Source organism: Hanstruepera marina, from assembly GCF_019880635.1.
Classification (GTDB): Bacteria; Bacteroidota; Bacteroidia; order Flavobacteriales; family Flavobacteriaceae; genus Hanstruepera; species Hanstruepera marina.
Genome location: NZ_JAINVX010000005.1, coordinates 16,191 through 31,118 on the forward strand (window position 1 = coordinate 16,191; position 14,928 = coordinate 31,118).

Annotated in this window: 11 protein-coding genes; 3 read left to right on the forward strand and 8 right to left on the reverse strand. The window is 34.5% G+C overall.

Annotation, left to right across the window (positions count from 1 at the left end):
- Positions 1-32 precede the first annotated feature (32 nt).
- The 5 genes from K7G76_RS12610 to metG form a co-directional block, all read right to left on the reverse strand.
- Positions 33-2,159 (reverse strand): Tex family protein, encoded by a 2,127-nt coding sequence (locus K7G76_RS12610; RefSeq protein WP_223034581.1) that lies wholly within the window; start codon positions 2,157-2,159, stop codon positions 33-35.
- 83 nt (positions 2,160-2,242) lie between these two features.
- On the reverse strand, positions 2,243-2,947 hold the full coding sequence (locus K7G76_RS12615; RefSeq protein ID WP_223034582.1) for an OmpA family protein: 705 nt from the start codon (positions 2,945-2,947) through the stop codon (positions 2,243-2,245).
- 6 nt (positions 2,948-2,953) lie between these two features.
- Positions 2,954-3,424, reverse strand: a complete 471-nt coding sequence (locus K7G76_RS12620; protein ID WP_223034583.1) for a lipocalin family protein — start codon at positions 3,422-3,424, stop codon at positions 2,954-2,956.
- 130 nt (positions 3,425-3,554) lie between these two features.
- Positions 3,555-4,988: a hypothetical protein gene (locus K7G76_RS12625; protein ID WP_223034584.1), complete on the reverse strand. Its 1,434-nt coding sequence runs from the start codon at positions 4,986-4,988 to the stop codon at positions 3,555-3,557.
- Between the two features lie 9 nt (positions 4,989-4,997).
- Entirely contained in the window at positions 4,998-7,097 is a 2,100-nt protein-coding gene (metG, locus tag K7G76_RS12630; protein ID WP_223034585.1) for a methionine--tRNA ligase, read from the reverse strand.
- Positions 7,098-7,170: 73 nt separating this feature from the next.
- On the opposite strand from metG, the gene K7G76_RS12635 reads away from it, so the two are divergent.
- Positions 7,171-8,187 (forward strand): S66 peptidase family protein, encoded by a 1,017-nt coding sequence (locus tag K7G76_RS12635; protein ID WP_223034586.1) that lies wholly within the window; start codon positions 7,171-7,173, stop codon positions 8,185-8,187.
- A gap of 30 nt (positions 8,188-8,217) precedes the next feature.
- Positions 8,218-8,577 carry a YraN family protein gene (locus tag K7G76_RS12640; protein WP_223034587.1) on the forward strand — a complete coding sequence of 120 codons (360 nt, stop codon included), beginning with the start codon at positions 8,218-8,220 and terminating at the stop codon, positions 8,575-8,577.
- Here the strand turns inward: K7G76_RS12640 and K7G76_RS12645 are convergent.
- Together K7G76_RS12645 and mfd are read right to left on the reverse strand one after the other, a co-directional pair.
- Complete coding sequence (locus K7G76_RS12645; RefSeq protein ID WP_223034588.1) at positions 8,574-9,860, reverse strand: TlpA family protein disulfide reductase; 1,287 nt, start codon at positions 9,858-9,860, stop codon at positions 8,574-8,576. The genes K7G76_RS12640 and K7G76_RS12645 overlap by 4 nt on opposite strands.
- Positions 9,861-9,895: 35 nt before the next feature.
- The gene (gene mfd, locus K7G76_RS12650; protein WP_223034589.1) at positions 9,896-13,231 is read right to left on the reverse strand and encodes a transcription-repair coupling factor; all 3,336 of its coding nucleotides are present in this window, start codon (positions 13,229-13,231) and stop codon (positions 9,896-9,898) included.
- Between the two features lie 97 nt (positions 13,232-13,328).
- On the opposite strand from mfd, the gene K7G76_RS12655 reads away from it, so the two are divergent.
- Positions 13,329-13,760 carry a tellurite resistance TerB family protein gene (locus tag K7G76_RS12655; protein WP_223034590.1) on the forward strand — a complete coding sequence of 144 codons (432 nt, stop codon included), beginning with the start codon at positions 13,329-13,331 and terminating at the stop codon, positions 13,758-13,760.
- A 47-nt stretch (positions 13,761-13,807) separates the two neighbouring features.
- Here the strand turns inward: K7G76_RS12655 and fbp are convergent, their stop codons facing one another.
- The gene (gene fbp, locus K7G76_RS12660) at positions 13,808-14,815 is read right to left on the reverse strand and encodes a class 1 fructose-bisphosphatase (protein ID WP_223034591.1); all 1,008 of its coding nucleotides are present in this window, start codon (positions 14,813-14,815) and stop codon (positions 13,808-13,810) included.
- Between the last annotated feature and the right edge of the window lie 113 nt (positions 14,816-14,928).

Consider the following 14,928-nt stretch of genomic DNA (forward strand, 5'->3'; position numbering starts at 1 on the left):
TTAAGCTATTAGAATAAATTTAAATTAGTCTGTTATTTGTGCAGCTTTAACTGAATACGCTTACGCGGAATATCAACCTCTAAAACTTTTACAATGACCTGCTCATGCAAACTAATATGGGCACTAACATCACTTACAAAACCATCGGATAAGTTTGAAATATGAATTAAGCCACTTTCTTTAATGCCAATATCAACAAAAGCTCCAAAATTGGTTACATTATTGACAATCCCAGGAAGTAATTGACCTTCTTGCACATCGTTGATGGATTTTATATTTTGATTAAAGGTAAACACTTTGGCTTGTTCTCTGATATCTAATCCTGGTTTTTCAAGTTCTTTTATGATGTCTTTAAGTGTTGGCAAACCAACTGCATTTGTACAATACGGTTTTAAATCAATACCCTTCAAAACGGTAGAATTTCCTATAAGTTCCGAAACACGTTTTCCTTCATTTTTTGCAATAGCTTTTACAATACTATAGCTTTCAGGATGCACAGCAGAATCATCTAACGGGTTTTCAGCCTCTTTAATTCTCAAGAATGCGGATCCTTGCTCAAAAGCTTTGTCACCTAAACGTGGCACTTTTTTTAAATCGTTTCTTGAAGAAAATGCACCATGTTCATCGCGATAATTCACAATGTTTTCGGCTAATTTAAGGCCAATTCCAGAAACATAACTCAACAAACTTTTACTGGCTGTATTTAGATTAACACCAACAGCATTCACACAACTTTCTACAACCGTATCCAATTCGGTTTTTAGCTTGGTTTGATCTACATCATGCTGATACTGCCCAACACCAATGGATTTTGCATCAATTTTCACCAACTCTGCCAACGGATCTTGCAATCGACGACCAATCGACACAGCACCTCTTACCGTAACGTCATAATTAGGAAATTCTTCTCTAGCAATTTTTGAAGCCGAATAAATACTGGCTCCTGCTTCACTTACCACAAATACTTGAATATCATTTTTAAAACGAATACGTCTAATCAGCGATTCTGTTTCACGCGAAGCGGTTCCGTTTCCAATAGCAATAGCTTCAATTTTATAAGCTTCAGCAAGTGTACTTATTTTTTTTATTGCGCCTGCGCTATCGTTTTTAGGCGCATGCGGATAAATGGTTTCATTGTGTTTAAGTTGCCCTTGCGCATCTAAACACACCACTTTACAACCGGTTCTAAAACCAGGATCTATAGCTAAAATACGCTTTTCTCCTAATGGCGAACCCAACAACAATTGTTTTAGGTTTTTGGCAAAAACCGTTATTGCAGCTTCATCGGCTTTTGCTTTAGCATTTTGTAATGCTTCATTACTTAATGAAGGCAACAATAAGCGTTTGTACGCATCTTTTATAGCCATCTCAATTTGGCCGGAACACGCATTGTCAGATTTGATAATCCGTTGCGCTATTTTATCTAAAGCACGTTCATCATCAATTTCAATTTTTACACGAATAAACCCTTCGTTTTCGGCACGTAAAATAGCTAACAAACGATGTGAAGGAATACGACTCAAAGACTCGCTCCAATCAAAATAATCACGAAATTTTTGAGCGTCTTCTTCAGTGGCTTTCTTTTTAGCAACTTTAGTCGTAATGGTTGCAAAACGTCCTAATTGATAGCGTAGATTATTACGAACATCGCTACGTTCATTAATCCATTCGGCAATAATATGTCGTGCACCTTCAAGCGCATCTTCAACCGAATTTACAGCACCTTTTACGTATTTAAAAGCGATACTTTCAATATCATGGACATTTTGACTCATGATGATTTTAGCTAATGGTTCTAATCCGTTGGATTTGGCAGTATCTGCTTTGGTTTTTCGGCTTTTTTTATACGGTAAGTAAATATCCTCAAGCGTTGTGATATCTTGAGCATCTTTTACTTTTTGTTCTAATTCTGGAGTTAAAACACCTTGTTCTTCAAGGGCTTTTAAAATAGCTACTTTGCGTTTTTCCAAAGCTTCAAAGAGTTCTTTATATTTTACGATATCTCCAATTTGAACTTCATCTAAATTTCCGGTGGCTTCCTTTCTATACCGTGCTATAAAAGGAATGGTACAGGATTCATTAAGTAAGGCAACTGTATTTTTTACCGAGATGTCATTTAAATTGCTTTTAGAAACGATATAATGTATTATACTTGACATATTTTCAAATTGTTTTTTGTGCATAAAAAAAGCGTTGACAAGATTAACATGTCAACGCCAATAAAAAAAATATTTTTGAGTTTTTAATTGCCAGCTTGTTGTTTGGCATTTTCAACCATTTCGTCACTTGGCAAGATAGCCACGTTAACACGTCTGTTTTTAGCACGTCCAGCAGCAGTGGAGTTGTCATGCATAGGTTGTGTTTCTCCAAACCAATTGGTATTTAAACGTCCTTGGCTAATACCATTACCAGAAAGATAATCAGTTACTGCATAAGCTCTGTTTTTAGACAGGGTCATATTATAATCTTCGGCACCAACAGAATCCGTGTGGCCTACTACGAGTATATTGGTGTCTGGATATTCCTTGAAAACCCCAATAAGCTTATTAAGTGTTTCTTGAGAAGCACTGTTAATATTGTACTTATCAGTGGCAAAATAAACACCGCTGTTCTCATCAAAGGTAACCACTATGGCATCATCAACACGTTCTACTTGTGCTCCAGGAATTTCTTCCTCAATTCTTTGGGCTTGTTTATCCATTTGGTTTCCAATAATAACACCAGCAGCACCTCCAACAACACCGCCAATTACCGCGCCCAATTCACCATTGCCACCTTTTCCAACATTGTTGCCAATAATGGCTCCTAATACGGCACCTCCTGTGGCACCAATTACTGCACCTTTTTGTTTGTTATTTGCATTTTGAACAGATTTGCAGTTGGTTAAACTCATGACAAGAATTCCAGTTATTGCAAAAAGTTTAAAGTTTTTTATGGTTGTTTTCATGATTTTTTAAAGTTTTGTAAAGTTCATTGTAATAGTAAAAGGCTTGTTGTCTACTGTGACTGTTTGTTGCCATTGCATGGATGTGTCAGAAATAGCAGATAACCTTAATCTAAAACCTTGGTTGGTTTCAGACTTCCCTTTTTCGTTTGTAGGCTTTAATAAAAAGTCGTATAGGCCTGTTTGCTCGTCAATTTCTTGAATGGTAAATATGAAATAACGATCGCCCATTTGGCATGAGGAGTCTTTAATGTTGTAGCTTCCAGTGTTGTTGTTTGGAATAAAATTCCAAGTACTATACTCAAAACATGTTTTGGACACATCGTTAAGCAAGGTTACATTATAAGTACCTGCTTCACTGTAATTAATGGAGTTTAAAACCCATTCTCCTTTTATGACTTTTTTGGAATCTCGAACTGTTTTTGAAGAACCACACGATAAAAACGTTATGGCTATCAATAGTACTAGTAGTTGCTTCATAGTTTTATAATTAGTTATAAGAAAATGCTTCTTTACTTTATTTACGATTATAAACTAGAGACAGATGTTAAAGAAATACTATAATTTTTTAACACGTAAAATATTATAGGTTTAATTACCGGAAAGTATTTTAGTTTAAATTAAAACTATACAATCTATAAAACCCAGCTGTTTTATTGTATGAACCCCAAATATACTGGTCTTTGAATTTAAAAACAGTTTGATGTTTTAAATACTTGAGTTTATTATTGATAATGAAATGATTTATTTTATCGAATCCGTTTAATAGAATATCTCCAGATACATGGTTGAAATTTTCATCAAACAAACAATTGATTCTAGTAGATTGTGTTTGTGAGTACGAATAAAAAGCCGCAAAAATAGCAGCTCCGACCAAGCCACCAATTACAGCACCAACAAAAATAAACCCTCCGTCACTTTTGGGACTAACTGAACCAAGTGTTAATATAAAACTATCATTAATCTTATATGCAGAAACACCAATTAAAGAACGGGATACATTTTTTATGAATTTAGAAGTCTTTTCTGTTTCACGTAAATTATTGGGATTTCCATTTTGGATAATAATAGGGGAGTTTTTAAATGTAATTTCTTCGTCTTTGTTTATAACAAATGTTTTTAAAAGTTCAGAACCACCATTTTTATATATGTCCAAGAATACATTGTCACTATGTGCGTAGGTATTTAGAATAAATGAATCAATAACAAAAGAATTGGAAATAGCCGAGTTACGTTCTTTAACAAAATGCGTATTTTCTATTTTTGATAACGAGTAGGAATCATTAGTTATATCAATATCAATATTATAGGTGAATTTGTCATATAAGTTGTTGGTGATTATCAGATGATTATTTTGATAGTATGCTTTTGTAATAGATGAAGCAACTTCCAAAGAAGTTGGTACACCAGATTGTACGTACATGAATTCATTATTCGATACATTGTTATTGTACAGAAGCGTGCTTAAATCGTATTCTAATCCATTATCATTTACAAAGATTTCATTAGACAGATCGAAACGGCTAGTCTTTACACTACCATCCATTTTGAAAGTATATAATTTTAGAACAGAAGAAAGGTGTTCTAAAGTTAAGAGGTACAATGTATTTTGATGATTGACATATTTAATAAACTTCTCTCCTTTAATCTCAAGGCCTAGGTCTTCAGTTATTTGATACTCCCCAGTTTTAAAGTTCAATGAAACAACACTAAATTGAGATTCCGAGTTATTGGAAAAAAATATCTGATAGTTCATACCATGATAGGCGTTTCCTATTACAACATCCGATTTAGAAGGTAGCTTATCAATGGAGATATGATTTACAAGTTCTTGCTTATCGTTGTATAAATATGCTTCAAGCCCTTTTTTTGTTTTAAAGAAAAGAGCAAGATTGTTTTCTTCTTCATTAACAATTGGAATGACTTCTTTTATTTTTTCTTCAGGGAAATCTGATTTAGCGTCAACTATAATCCAATTCTGTTGAGCAACACATATATTTAACACCAAGAATATGAAGCTAAAAACAACAAGCTTTTTTCTCATAAACACTGTTTAAGAAATTTGTAGCCCATTAGTAGTTTCTTGATTGGCATCTGGGTTTACAAATACCAATTTGCCTTCAGGTGTTTCGGTCATTAAAATCATACCTTGACTTTCCACACCTCTTAAAGCTCTTGGTGCTAAATTCACTAAAACGGTTACTTTTTTACCAACTACTTCTTCTGGCGTAAAGGTTTCTGCAATACCAGAAACAATAGTACGCACATCAATACCTGTATCAACTTTTAATACCAATAGCTTTTTAGTTTTTGGCATTTTTTCAGCTTCCAAAATAGTGCCTACACGAATATCAAGTTTGGTAAAATCCTCAAATGTTATGGTATCCTTTTGTGGTTCAATTGTTTTGTTGGCTGCTTCGTTAGCTAGTTTACTAGCTTCTAATTTATCTAATTGCGCTTGAATGGTTTTATCTTCAATTTTGTTGAATAACAGTTCAGCTTTTCCTATTTGATGTCCTGCAGGAAGCAAAATATCTTTAGTTGAAATGTCTTCCCAAGAGTTCTCGATACAATTCTCCTTTGTCGAATCACTCGAACTGACGTTGTCATTCAGAGCAACGCGAAGAATCTTTTTCAATTTTTCTGAAGTAAACGGTAAAAACGGTTCGCTTAAGGTGGCCAATGCGGATGCTATTTGCAGTGCCACAAACATAATCGTTTTTGTACGAGCTTCGTCTTCTTTAATAACCTTCCATGGTTCTTCATCAGCTAAATACTTATTACCCAATCGTGCTAAATTCATCAGTTCCTGACTAGCTTCACGAAAACGGTAACGTTCAATAGAACTAGCAATAACAGTAGGATACGCTTTTACAGCAGCTAACGTTTCTTCGTCAATACTTGTATAATCTGAAGGTTCGGGAATAACACCATTGTAATATTTGTTGGTCAATACTACAACGCGATTAATGAAGTTTCCAAAAATGGCAACCAATTCATTATTGTTTCGTGCTTGAAAATCCGCCCATGTAAAATCGTTGTCTTTAGTCTCTGGGGCATTGGCTGTTAATGCATAACGCAAGACATCTTGTTGACCAGGAAAATCTTCAAGATAATCTGGTAACCAAACGGCCCAGTTTTTTGAAGTGGATAATTTATTGCCTTCTAAATTTAAAAACTCGTTAGCAGGCACATTATCTGGTAAAATATATGAGCCTTCGGCTTTTAACATACTTGGAAAAATAATACAGTGAAACACAATATTATCTTTCCCAATAAAATGCACCAATTTGGTGTCTTTGTCTTTCCAGTATGGTTCCCAATCTTTTCCTTCGTGTTCTGCCCATTCTTTGGTTGCAGAAATGTAACCAATTGGTGCATCAAACCAAACGTAAAGCACTTTGCCATCAGCGCCTTCAACTGGTACTGGAATTCCCCAATCTAAATCGCGTGTTACAGCTCTTGGACGCAAACCGTCATCAATCCAAGATTTTACTTGTCCGTAAACGTTGGGTTTCCAATCTTTTTTATGGCCTTTTAAAATCCATTCTTTTAAAAAATCTTCGTGTTTGTCCAATGGTAAAAACCAATGTTTGGTTTGCTTTAAAGTAGGCGTGTTTCCCGTTATGGCCGATTTAGGATTGATTAAATCGGTTGCATTTAAGCTGGTTCCACAATTCTCGCATTGATCGCCATAGGCCTCTTCGTTCCCACATTTTGGGCAAGTTCCTGTTACAAACCTATCGGCTAAAAACTGATTGGCTTCTTCGTCGTATAATTGTTCCGTTACTTCTTCAATAAATTCACCTTTATTATAAAGCGTTTTAAAAAACTCTTGAGCTGTATTGTGATGAATTTTAGCAGATGTTCTTGAGTAATTATCAAAGGTGATTCCAAAATCCTCAAACGATTTTTTAATTATAGCATGATATTTATCTACAATATCTTGAGGTGTTACACCTTCCTTTTTTGCTTTTATTGTAATAGGAACACCATGCTCGTCACTACCACACATAAATGCGACATCGTTTCCTGTTAAGCGTAAATAACGCGCATAAATATCGGCAGGCACATAAACACCTGCTAAATGCCCAATATGTATAGGGCCATTTGTATAAGGTAATGCAGCTGTAATGGTATATCGTTTTGACATGGTATTTTGATTTTACAAGCCACAAAAGTACGTAATTTAAGAGCGTTTCTGAAAAAAAATGTACATTTACAATATGTCAAAAATCACCATATTATTTAGCTTGTGTTGCCTTCTTTTTTTAGGAGAAAATAATCAATCGCAAGTGCATGAATCAAAAAAAATAAAACCGATAACTTTGATACAACCACCATATTTAAAAGCTGGCGATACAGTAGCTATTGTTGCGCCTTCGGGCATTTTAAAAAATAGGCAAAAAGAGGTTCAACAAGCTGTTGATTTATTAAAGAGTTGGGGTTTACATGCCATTGTTGGAGATCATGTGTTTAGTCAAGATAATCACTTTGCAGGTACAGATGCCCAACGCTGTGAAGATTTTCAAAAAGCTATGGATAACCCAACAGTTAGTGCTATTTGGTGTGCTAGAGGCGGCTATGGAACCGTTAGAATTTTGGATAAATTGGATTTTGCCACGTTTAAATTAAAACCTAAATGGCTTATAGGTTATAGCGATATTACAGCCTTACATAATCAATTTCATAATGAAGGTTTTGAAAGTATACACGCCTTAATGTGTACCAGTTTAACAGATGATTTGAACGATATTTCAGAGTCTATAGAAACTTTTAGAAAAGCGATTTTTGGAGAACCGTTGACATATACTTTAGAAGGTTCAAAGTATAATAGAGTTGGTACAGCATCGGGTGAATTGGTAGGGGGAAATTTAACGATGTTGCATACCATGTTGGGTTCAAAAACCAGTATCGATACCTCTGGAAAAATTCTATTTATTGAAGAGATAGGCGAGTATAAGTATCATATAGATCGCATGTTGCAAAGCATGAAACGCGCAGGCTATTTTGATGAATGTGCAGGTGTTTTGGTTGGAGACATGAGTAAGCTTCGTAAAAACACAACCCTTTGGGGAAGCTCAATAGAACAATTGATTTTAGATGCCTTATCTGAATACGATTTTCCTATTGCGTTTAATATGCCTGCTGGTCACGAAAAAGATAATCGTGCTATGATTTTGGGACGAACGATTGAAATGAAAGTTGGTAAAGAGCAATCTACTGTGGTTTTCGAGGAGTAAATAAGATTCCCACTTTCGTGGGGAATGAGTATGGCACAACACAACGAACTTGGCAAAAAAGGAGAAAAGTTAGCTGTAGATTATCTTTTAGAAAACGGGTATGATATTGTTGAGCGAAATTACCGATTTGATAAAGCTGAAGTTGATATTATTGCACAGCTGAATGACGTATTGGCCATTGTTGAGGTTAAAGCCAGATCAACAGCAGATTTTGGTGACCCGCAAGATTTTGTTAAGCCCAAGCAAATAAAAAATCTTGTTAAGGCAGTTGACGAATATGTTACCGTAAACGATTTAGATGTAGAGGTTCGTTTTGATATTATTGCTATAACAAAAGTAGGCAAGGGCTACAACATTGAGCATCTAGAAAACGCCTTTTTCCATTTTTAGTTTTTTTCCAAAAACACCTTTAGCTCTTCAACATCATCAGGTTTAGCCACTATGGTTTTGTCCTTGTCTAAAATAAAATAACTGGGAGTTCCTTGTATCCCATAATCCACCACAACCGGATTATCCCATTTTTCAAGTCCTAAAACATGAATAAATTCTGGGTAACTTTCTATTTCAGCCTTCCAGCTTTCAGCGTTATCTTCAATACCAAAAGCAACAACCTTAAAATTAGGATAGCTTTCCATAAACGATTTTAAAATAGGTAGTTCATTTAAGCAATGCCCACAACTGCTACTCCAAAAAACCAGGACATAATTGTTGTGCGAATTTAAATCGTATAGGGATTGTTTTGTAGTAATATTAAAATTAGGCGCTTGAACGCCAACAGCTGTTTTTTTATAGTCCATTAAGGTTTCTACAAGTAGCTCATTGTTTTGCTGTTTGGCAAGTTCCAATAAATAGGTGTCACTAATATAATGGGCAACTTCAGAAAAATCGTTTTGTATCATGTTTTGCCACAGTTCCTGTAAAATGGTCAGTTTTATTATTTGGTTATTACCAATTGCTGTAACGGTTTCATCAATAGCTTTTTTGTAATAAGTTTCATTAGGAGGCATGGCAAAAACATAAGCTACAATACGGTCTGTAATGTAATCTGAACTTTGAATCCATGTATTACTGAAATCTACATGGTCAAAATAATATGAAATAATATTTTGAGAATAGGTTTCAACATCTTCAGCATTATTGGGTATATACAATCGGTTTGATGTGATAAAAGCATGTGCAATGGTTCCTTGCGATTGTGATTCGAAAGAATCTTGTATGCTTTTTAATTGCTGAAACAACTCTAAAAGTTGCGTTTCGTTTTGTTTGTTATTGCTGTAATACACACTAATGTCAGCATTTATTTTTGAGATGGCTTCAGAATAAGACGTCCAAAGTAAGTTGCTTTTAGATGATGAAAAACTCAATCCTTTTTCTAAATCAAATTGAAGTTCAACGTCTTCATTGCCTTCATAGAAAATTTCAAAATTATTGTCTTCTGGTGGTACGGCGTATACAATTTTATAAACACCTTTTTTTACTGAAGCGTCTAACGTAATTTCAAAACTGCCATCAGGGTTTACCTGTGCTTGGTTAATATAATTTACTGAAGTTGGTGTAGCTTGATATAAAAATGCATAAGTAAATTCACTTGCTGGTGAAAAAGCACCGCTTATTTTATGTTGAGCAATTATCAATGACGGCATTATACAGAAAATGTAAAACCATTTTTTCATATCAAGATGTGTTGTTTTAAAACTGTTTTCAATAGCTATGCCAAAATTTGATTTAAAGCCGATAAAGCTTGTTCTACATTTTTAATGTTTTCAAAAGTCAATAATAATCGTAAGCCTTGACGGGTTTGTTTTTCTTTCATCTTACAAGCCTGTGGGTGACTTTGAATAAACTGTAAAACTTTAGTGAAACCAATACTTTGATAAAAAGCACTTTGTTGATCTTTTATAAAATAGCCAACCAGTTTACCGTGTTTCATAACTACCTTTTCCAATCCAAGTTTAGTGGCAGCCCACTTTAAACGAACACTATTTAGTAGGTCTACAACCTGAACAGGTAATTCCCCAAAACGGTCTGTGAGTTCGGTTTCAAATTGCTCTAGATCTTCTTCTGTTTTTACATTGTTAAGTTGGGTGTACAAATTTAAACGTTCTGTAATGTTGTTTACATAATCATCTGGGAACAACAATTCAAAATCAGAATCTATTGTAATATCCTTTACAAACTCTTTAGGTTTTCCATCATCTTGGTAAAGATCTTTGAATTCGTTTTCCTTCAATTCATCAATGGCTTCGTTAAGGATTTTTTGATAAGTGTCAAAACCTATTTCATTAATAAATCCACTTTGCTCTCCGCCTAATAAATCACCAGCGCCACGAATTTCCAAATCTTTCATAGCGATATTGAAGCCACTTCCCAATTCGGTAAATTGTTCCAACGCAGTAATACGTTTTCTAGCATCGTTGGTCATAGCTGAATATTCTGGTGTTATAAAATAACAAAAGGCTTTTTTGTTACTTCTACCTACGCGGCCACGCATTTGATGTAAATCGCTTAATCCAAAATTATTGGCATTATTAATAAAAATGGTATTGGCATTTGGTACATCTAATCCGCTTTCAACAATAGTTGTGCTTACTAATACGTCAAACCCACCATTGATAAATGAGAGCATAAGCTGTTCTAATTTTTTACCTTCCATTTGTCCGTGGCCTATACCTATTTTGGCATCGGGTACCAACCGCTGAATCATACCAGCAACTTCTTTTATATTTTCAATACGGTTATGGATAAAGAAAATTTGACCACCGCGTTCAATTTCATAACTAATGGCATCGCGAATGGTTTCCTCATTAAATCGAATGACATGGCTTTCAATTGGATAACGATTTGGAGGAGGTGTTGTTATAACTGATAAATCTCGTGCCGCCATTAAACTAAATTGCAAGGTTCTTGGAATTGGCGTAGCTGTTAGTGTTAAAACATCTACATTTTCTTTTAAGGTTTTAAGCTTTTCCTTTACGGCAACACCAAATTTCTGTTCCTCATCAACAATCAGCAATCCTAAATCCTTAAACTTTACATTTTTGTTTACCAGCTGGTGTGTGCCAATAATAATATCAACACCGCCTTTTTCTAAACTTTCAAGGGTTTCGCGTTTTTCTTTTGCTGTTCTAAATCGGTTGAGGTAGTCTACAGTTACGGGGAAATCTTTTAGCCGTTCTTTAAACGTTCTGGAATGTTGATAAGCCAAAATTGTTGTGGGCACCAATACGGCAACTTGTTTCCCGTTATCTACAGCTTTAAATGCAGCTCTAATGGCGACTTCGGTTTTTCCAAAGCCAACATCGCCACAAACTAAACGGTCCATTGGTCTGTCACTTTCCATATCAGCCTTAATATCAGCAGTAGACGTTATTTGGTCAGGCGTATCTTCATATAAAAATGAAGCTTCCAACTCATGCTGCATATAGCTATCGGGTTTGTACTGATAGCCTTTTTCAAGTTTACGTTTGGCATATACTTTAATAAGATTAAAAGCAATTTCTTTAACCCGTGATTTGGTTTTTTGTTTTAGCGTTTTCCACGCTTTACTACCTAGCTTATAAACTTTTGGGGGCTTACCATCTTTACCGTTAAATTTGGTGATTTTATGTAGCGAATGAATACTTAAATAAAGGACATCGCGTTCACCGTATATAAGTTTAATGGCTTCTTGCTTTTTACCTTCGACATCAATTTTTTGAAGACCTCCAAATTTTCCGATACCATGATCAATATGTGTGACGTAGTCACCTATTTCAAGATTGGTTAACTCTTTAAGCGTGATGGCTTGCTTTTTGGCATAACCATTTTTGAGATGAAATTTATGATAGCGTTCAAATATTTGATGATCGGTATAGCAGGTTATTTTATTGTCATTATCAATAAATCCTTGGTATAATGATAGTACAATGGTTTTATAATGGACCTCTTCTTCTACATCTTCAAAAATATCATGAAATCGTTTGGCTTGTTGTTCGCTAACGCAAGCAATGTAATTGGTGTATCCTTTTGCGTGTTGGGAATTTAGGTTTTCAATCAGCAAATTAAATTGCTTATTAAATGCTGGTTGAGGTACTGTATTAAAACTTACTGTATTTGAATTAAAATAAGATGCTGTTCCAAACTCAACTAGGTTAAAGTCTAGTAACTGCTTTTTTAAGAGTTTGGAATCACAAAAAAGTTCGTTAGGTTCGGCATGTTTTATTTCGGTTGATAGGTTTTTGAATGCTTCTTCTGCCTTGACAAAAAAATCGTCAATTCTCGAAAACAATATATCTGCATTTTTTGTAAAAACTACCGTTTTTTGAGCGATATATTTTAAAAAGCTTTGTCTGCTCTCTTCCAAAAACTTATTGGCCACGTTGGGGATAATGCTTATTTTTTTAATTTGATCGGTTGAAAGTTGTGTTTCTACATCAAATGTTCTAATACTGTCTACTTCATCACCAAAAAACTCAATGCGGTAGGGTTCATCATGTGAGAAGGAGAAGACATCAACAATACCACCACGAACAGAAAATTCACCTGGTTCGGTAACAAAATCGACTCGTTTAAATTTATATTCAAACAGTACTTCGTTTACAAAATCAATAGACAACTCATCATTAACCGAAATCTTTAAAGTGTTCTTTTCAAGTTCTCGTCTAGTAACCACTTTCTCAAATAAAGCGTCAGGATAGGTAATAATTACTGCAGGTTTTTTACGTGAGTTAATACGGTTTAAAACTTCAGCCCGCAATAGGACATTGGCATTATCTGTTTCTTCAATTTGATAAGGCCTTCTATAGCTTCCAGGATAGAACAATACATCCTTGTCATTTAACAATAACTCTAAATCATTTAAATAAAAAGCAGCTTCTTCTTTATCATTAAAAATTAACAAGAAGGGTTTGTCGGTTTGTTTAAAGGTTTCGCTTACTACCAAAGAAAACGATGATCCAACGAGTCCTTTAACATGTGTTTTGGAATGATTTTGGGTAATAGCAGTTTGCAGATTTTGCGTTTGCAAAGCCTGTGCATACCTTTGCGAGAGATAAGATTTACTCAAGACAATTTATTTTGTGCAAATATAAAATTTTGTTTAACAGTTTATTGATTAAAACTATTATTAAAATTATCTTTGCATCACTTTAAAACAAGAATATATGTCATTTTTAGATTTATTTGATAGCGGATTTAAAAAACGCAACGAAGACCATTTTGCTGCCATAGTTAGAGTAGCTATGGATGACGGTATAATTACTGATGAAGAGAAAGCATTTTTAGACCGATTGGCTCATAAATTAAATGTTAGTGAGAGTGAGTATAAAGCCATACTTAAAGACTATAAATCGCACCCTATAAATCCACCAACCTCATACGATAGACGTTTAGAACGTTTGTATGATTTAGCTAGAATGGTTCATGTTGACCACATTAAAGGCGATCATGAAGAGTTGGTTTTAAGAAAAATAGCTGTTGGATTAGGTTTTTCACCCGACAATGTGAAATATGTTGTAGATAAGGCCTTGACATTAGTTGGCAATGGTGTGGATTTAGACACTTTTGTAGAAGAAATAAAAAATATGAACAGATAGTAATTCTGTACATTAAGAAAAAAGCGAACTTTTTAAGTTCGCTTTTTTTATTCTGCTAAACGCATAAATTCTTCAGCTTTTTCTACCATGTTTTTACTGCCGCAAATAAAAGGAACGCGTTGGTGCAATTCTGTTGGTTCAATATCTAAAATACGGGTAAAACCATCGCTTGCTTTTCCATTGGCTTGTTCTGCAAGAAATGCCATAGGGTTACATTCGTAAAGCAATCGTAATTTCCCATTTGAATTTTTTGAGCTTTTAGGATATAAATATATACCACCTTTTATCATGTTCCTGTGAAAGTCTGATACCAACGAACCGATGTATCTTGACGTGTAAGGCCTATCACCTTCCTCCATCTGACAGTATTTAATATAATTCTTTATACCTTGAGGGAAGTGGATATAATTCCCTTCGTTTACAGAATAAATCTTGCCGTTTTCTGGAAATTGCATGTCCGGATGAGATAAGTAAAACGTACCAATTGCAGGATTAAGCGTAAACCCATTAACACCAGCTCCAGTTGTATAAACCAACATGGTTGATGTACCATAGACTACATAGCCTGCTGCCACTTGTTGATTTCCTTTTTGAAGAAAATCTTCAAGGGTAACCGGAGTTCCAACAGGAGTAACACGACGATAAACCGAAAATATCGTACCTACTGAAACATTAACATCAATGTTTGAAGAACCATCTAAAGGATCAATTAAAACAACATATTTATTATTGTTGTTTTCATCTTGACTATTTATGGAAATAAAATCGTCTTCTTCCTCACTTGCTATACCGCAAACAATATTTCTGTTGGTAAGTGTTTGAATAAACTTCTCATTGGCATAAACATCAAGCTTTTGTTGATCTTCCCCTTGAATATTGGTGTCTCCAGCAGCGCCAATTATATCAACTAATCCGGCTTTGTTTACTTCATGGTTAACTACTTTTGCAGCTAATCGTATAGAGTTTATAAGTCTTGATAATTCACCTGAAGTGTATTTAAAAGAAGATTGGTTTTCAATAATAAATTCACCTAAAGTTTGATTTTTTTGAGACATAAATCTGCTGGATGTTGTTGTTTGTACAAATATCGGATTTTTTAATAAACTACAACGTTTTCGCGAAATATTAATCGGTTAGAATAAACTATATTTGAAGGCAAATTCAGTTT

Excerpts from the sequence above, each read along its gene's own strand:
- K7G76_RS12610 (WP_223034581.1), bottom strand. The coding sequence starts at position 2,159 with ATGTCAAGTATAATACATTATATCGTTTCTAAAAGCAATTTAAATGAC.
- fbp (WP_223034591.1), bottom strand. The coding sequence starts at position 14,815 with ATGTCTCAAAAAAATCAAACTTTAGGTGAATTTATTATTGAAAACCAA.
- K7G76_RS12640 (WP_223034587.1), top strand. The coding sequence starts at position 8,218 with ATGGCACAACACAACGAACTTGGCAAAAAAGGAGAAAAGTTAGCTGTA.
- K7G76_RS12645 (WP_223034588.1), bottom strand. The coding sequence starts at position 9,860 with ATGAAAAAATGGTTTTACATTTTCTGTATAATGCCGTCATTGATAATT.
- K7G76_RS12625 (WP_223034584.1), bottom strand. The coding sequence starts at position 4,988 with ATGAGAAAAAAGCTTGTTGTTTTTAGCTTCATATTCTTGGTGTTAAAT.
- K7G76_RS12615 (WP_223034582.1), bottom strand. The coding sequence starts at position 2,947 with ATGAAAACAACCATAAAAAACTTTAAACTTTTTGCAATAACTGGAATT.
- K7G76_RS12635 (WP_223034586.1), top strand. The coding sequence starts at position 7,171 with ATGTCAAAAATCACCATATTATTTAGCTTGTGTTGCCTTCTTTTTTTA.
- K7G76_RS12655 (WP_223034590.1), top strand. The coding sequence starts at position 13,329 with ATGTCATTTTTAGATTTATTTGATAGCGGATTTAAAAAACGCAACGAA.
- K7G76_RS12620 (WP_223034583.1), bottom strand. The coding sequence starts at position 3,424 with ATGAAGCAACTACTAGTACTATTGATAGCCATAACGTTTTTATCGTGT.
- metG (WP_223034585.1), bottom strand. The coding sequence starts at position 7,097 with ATGTCAAAACGATATACCATTACAGCTGCATTACCTTATACAAATGGC.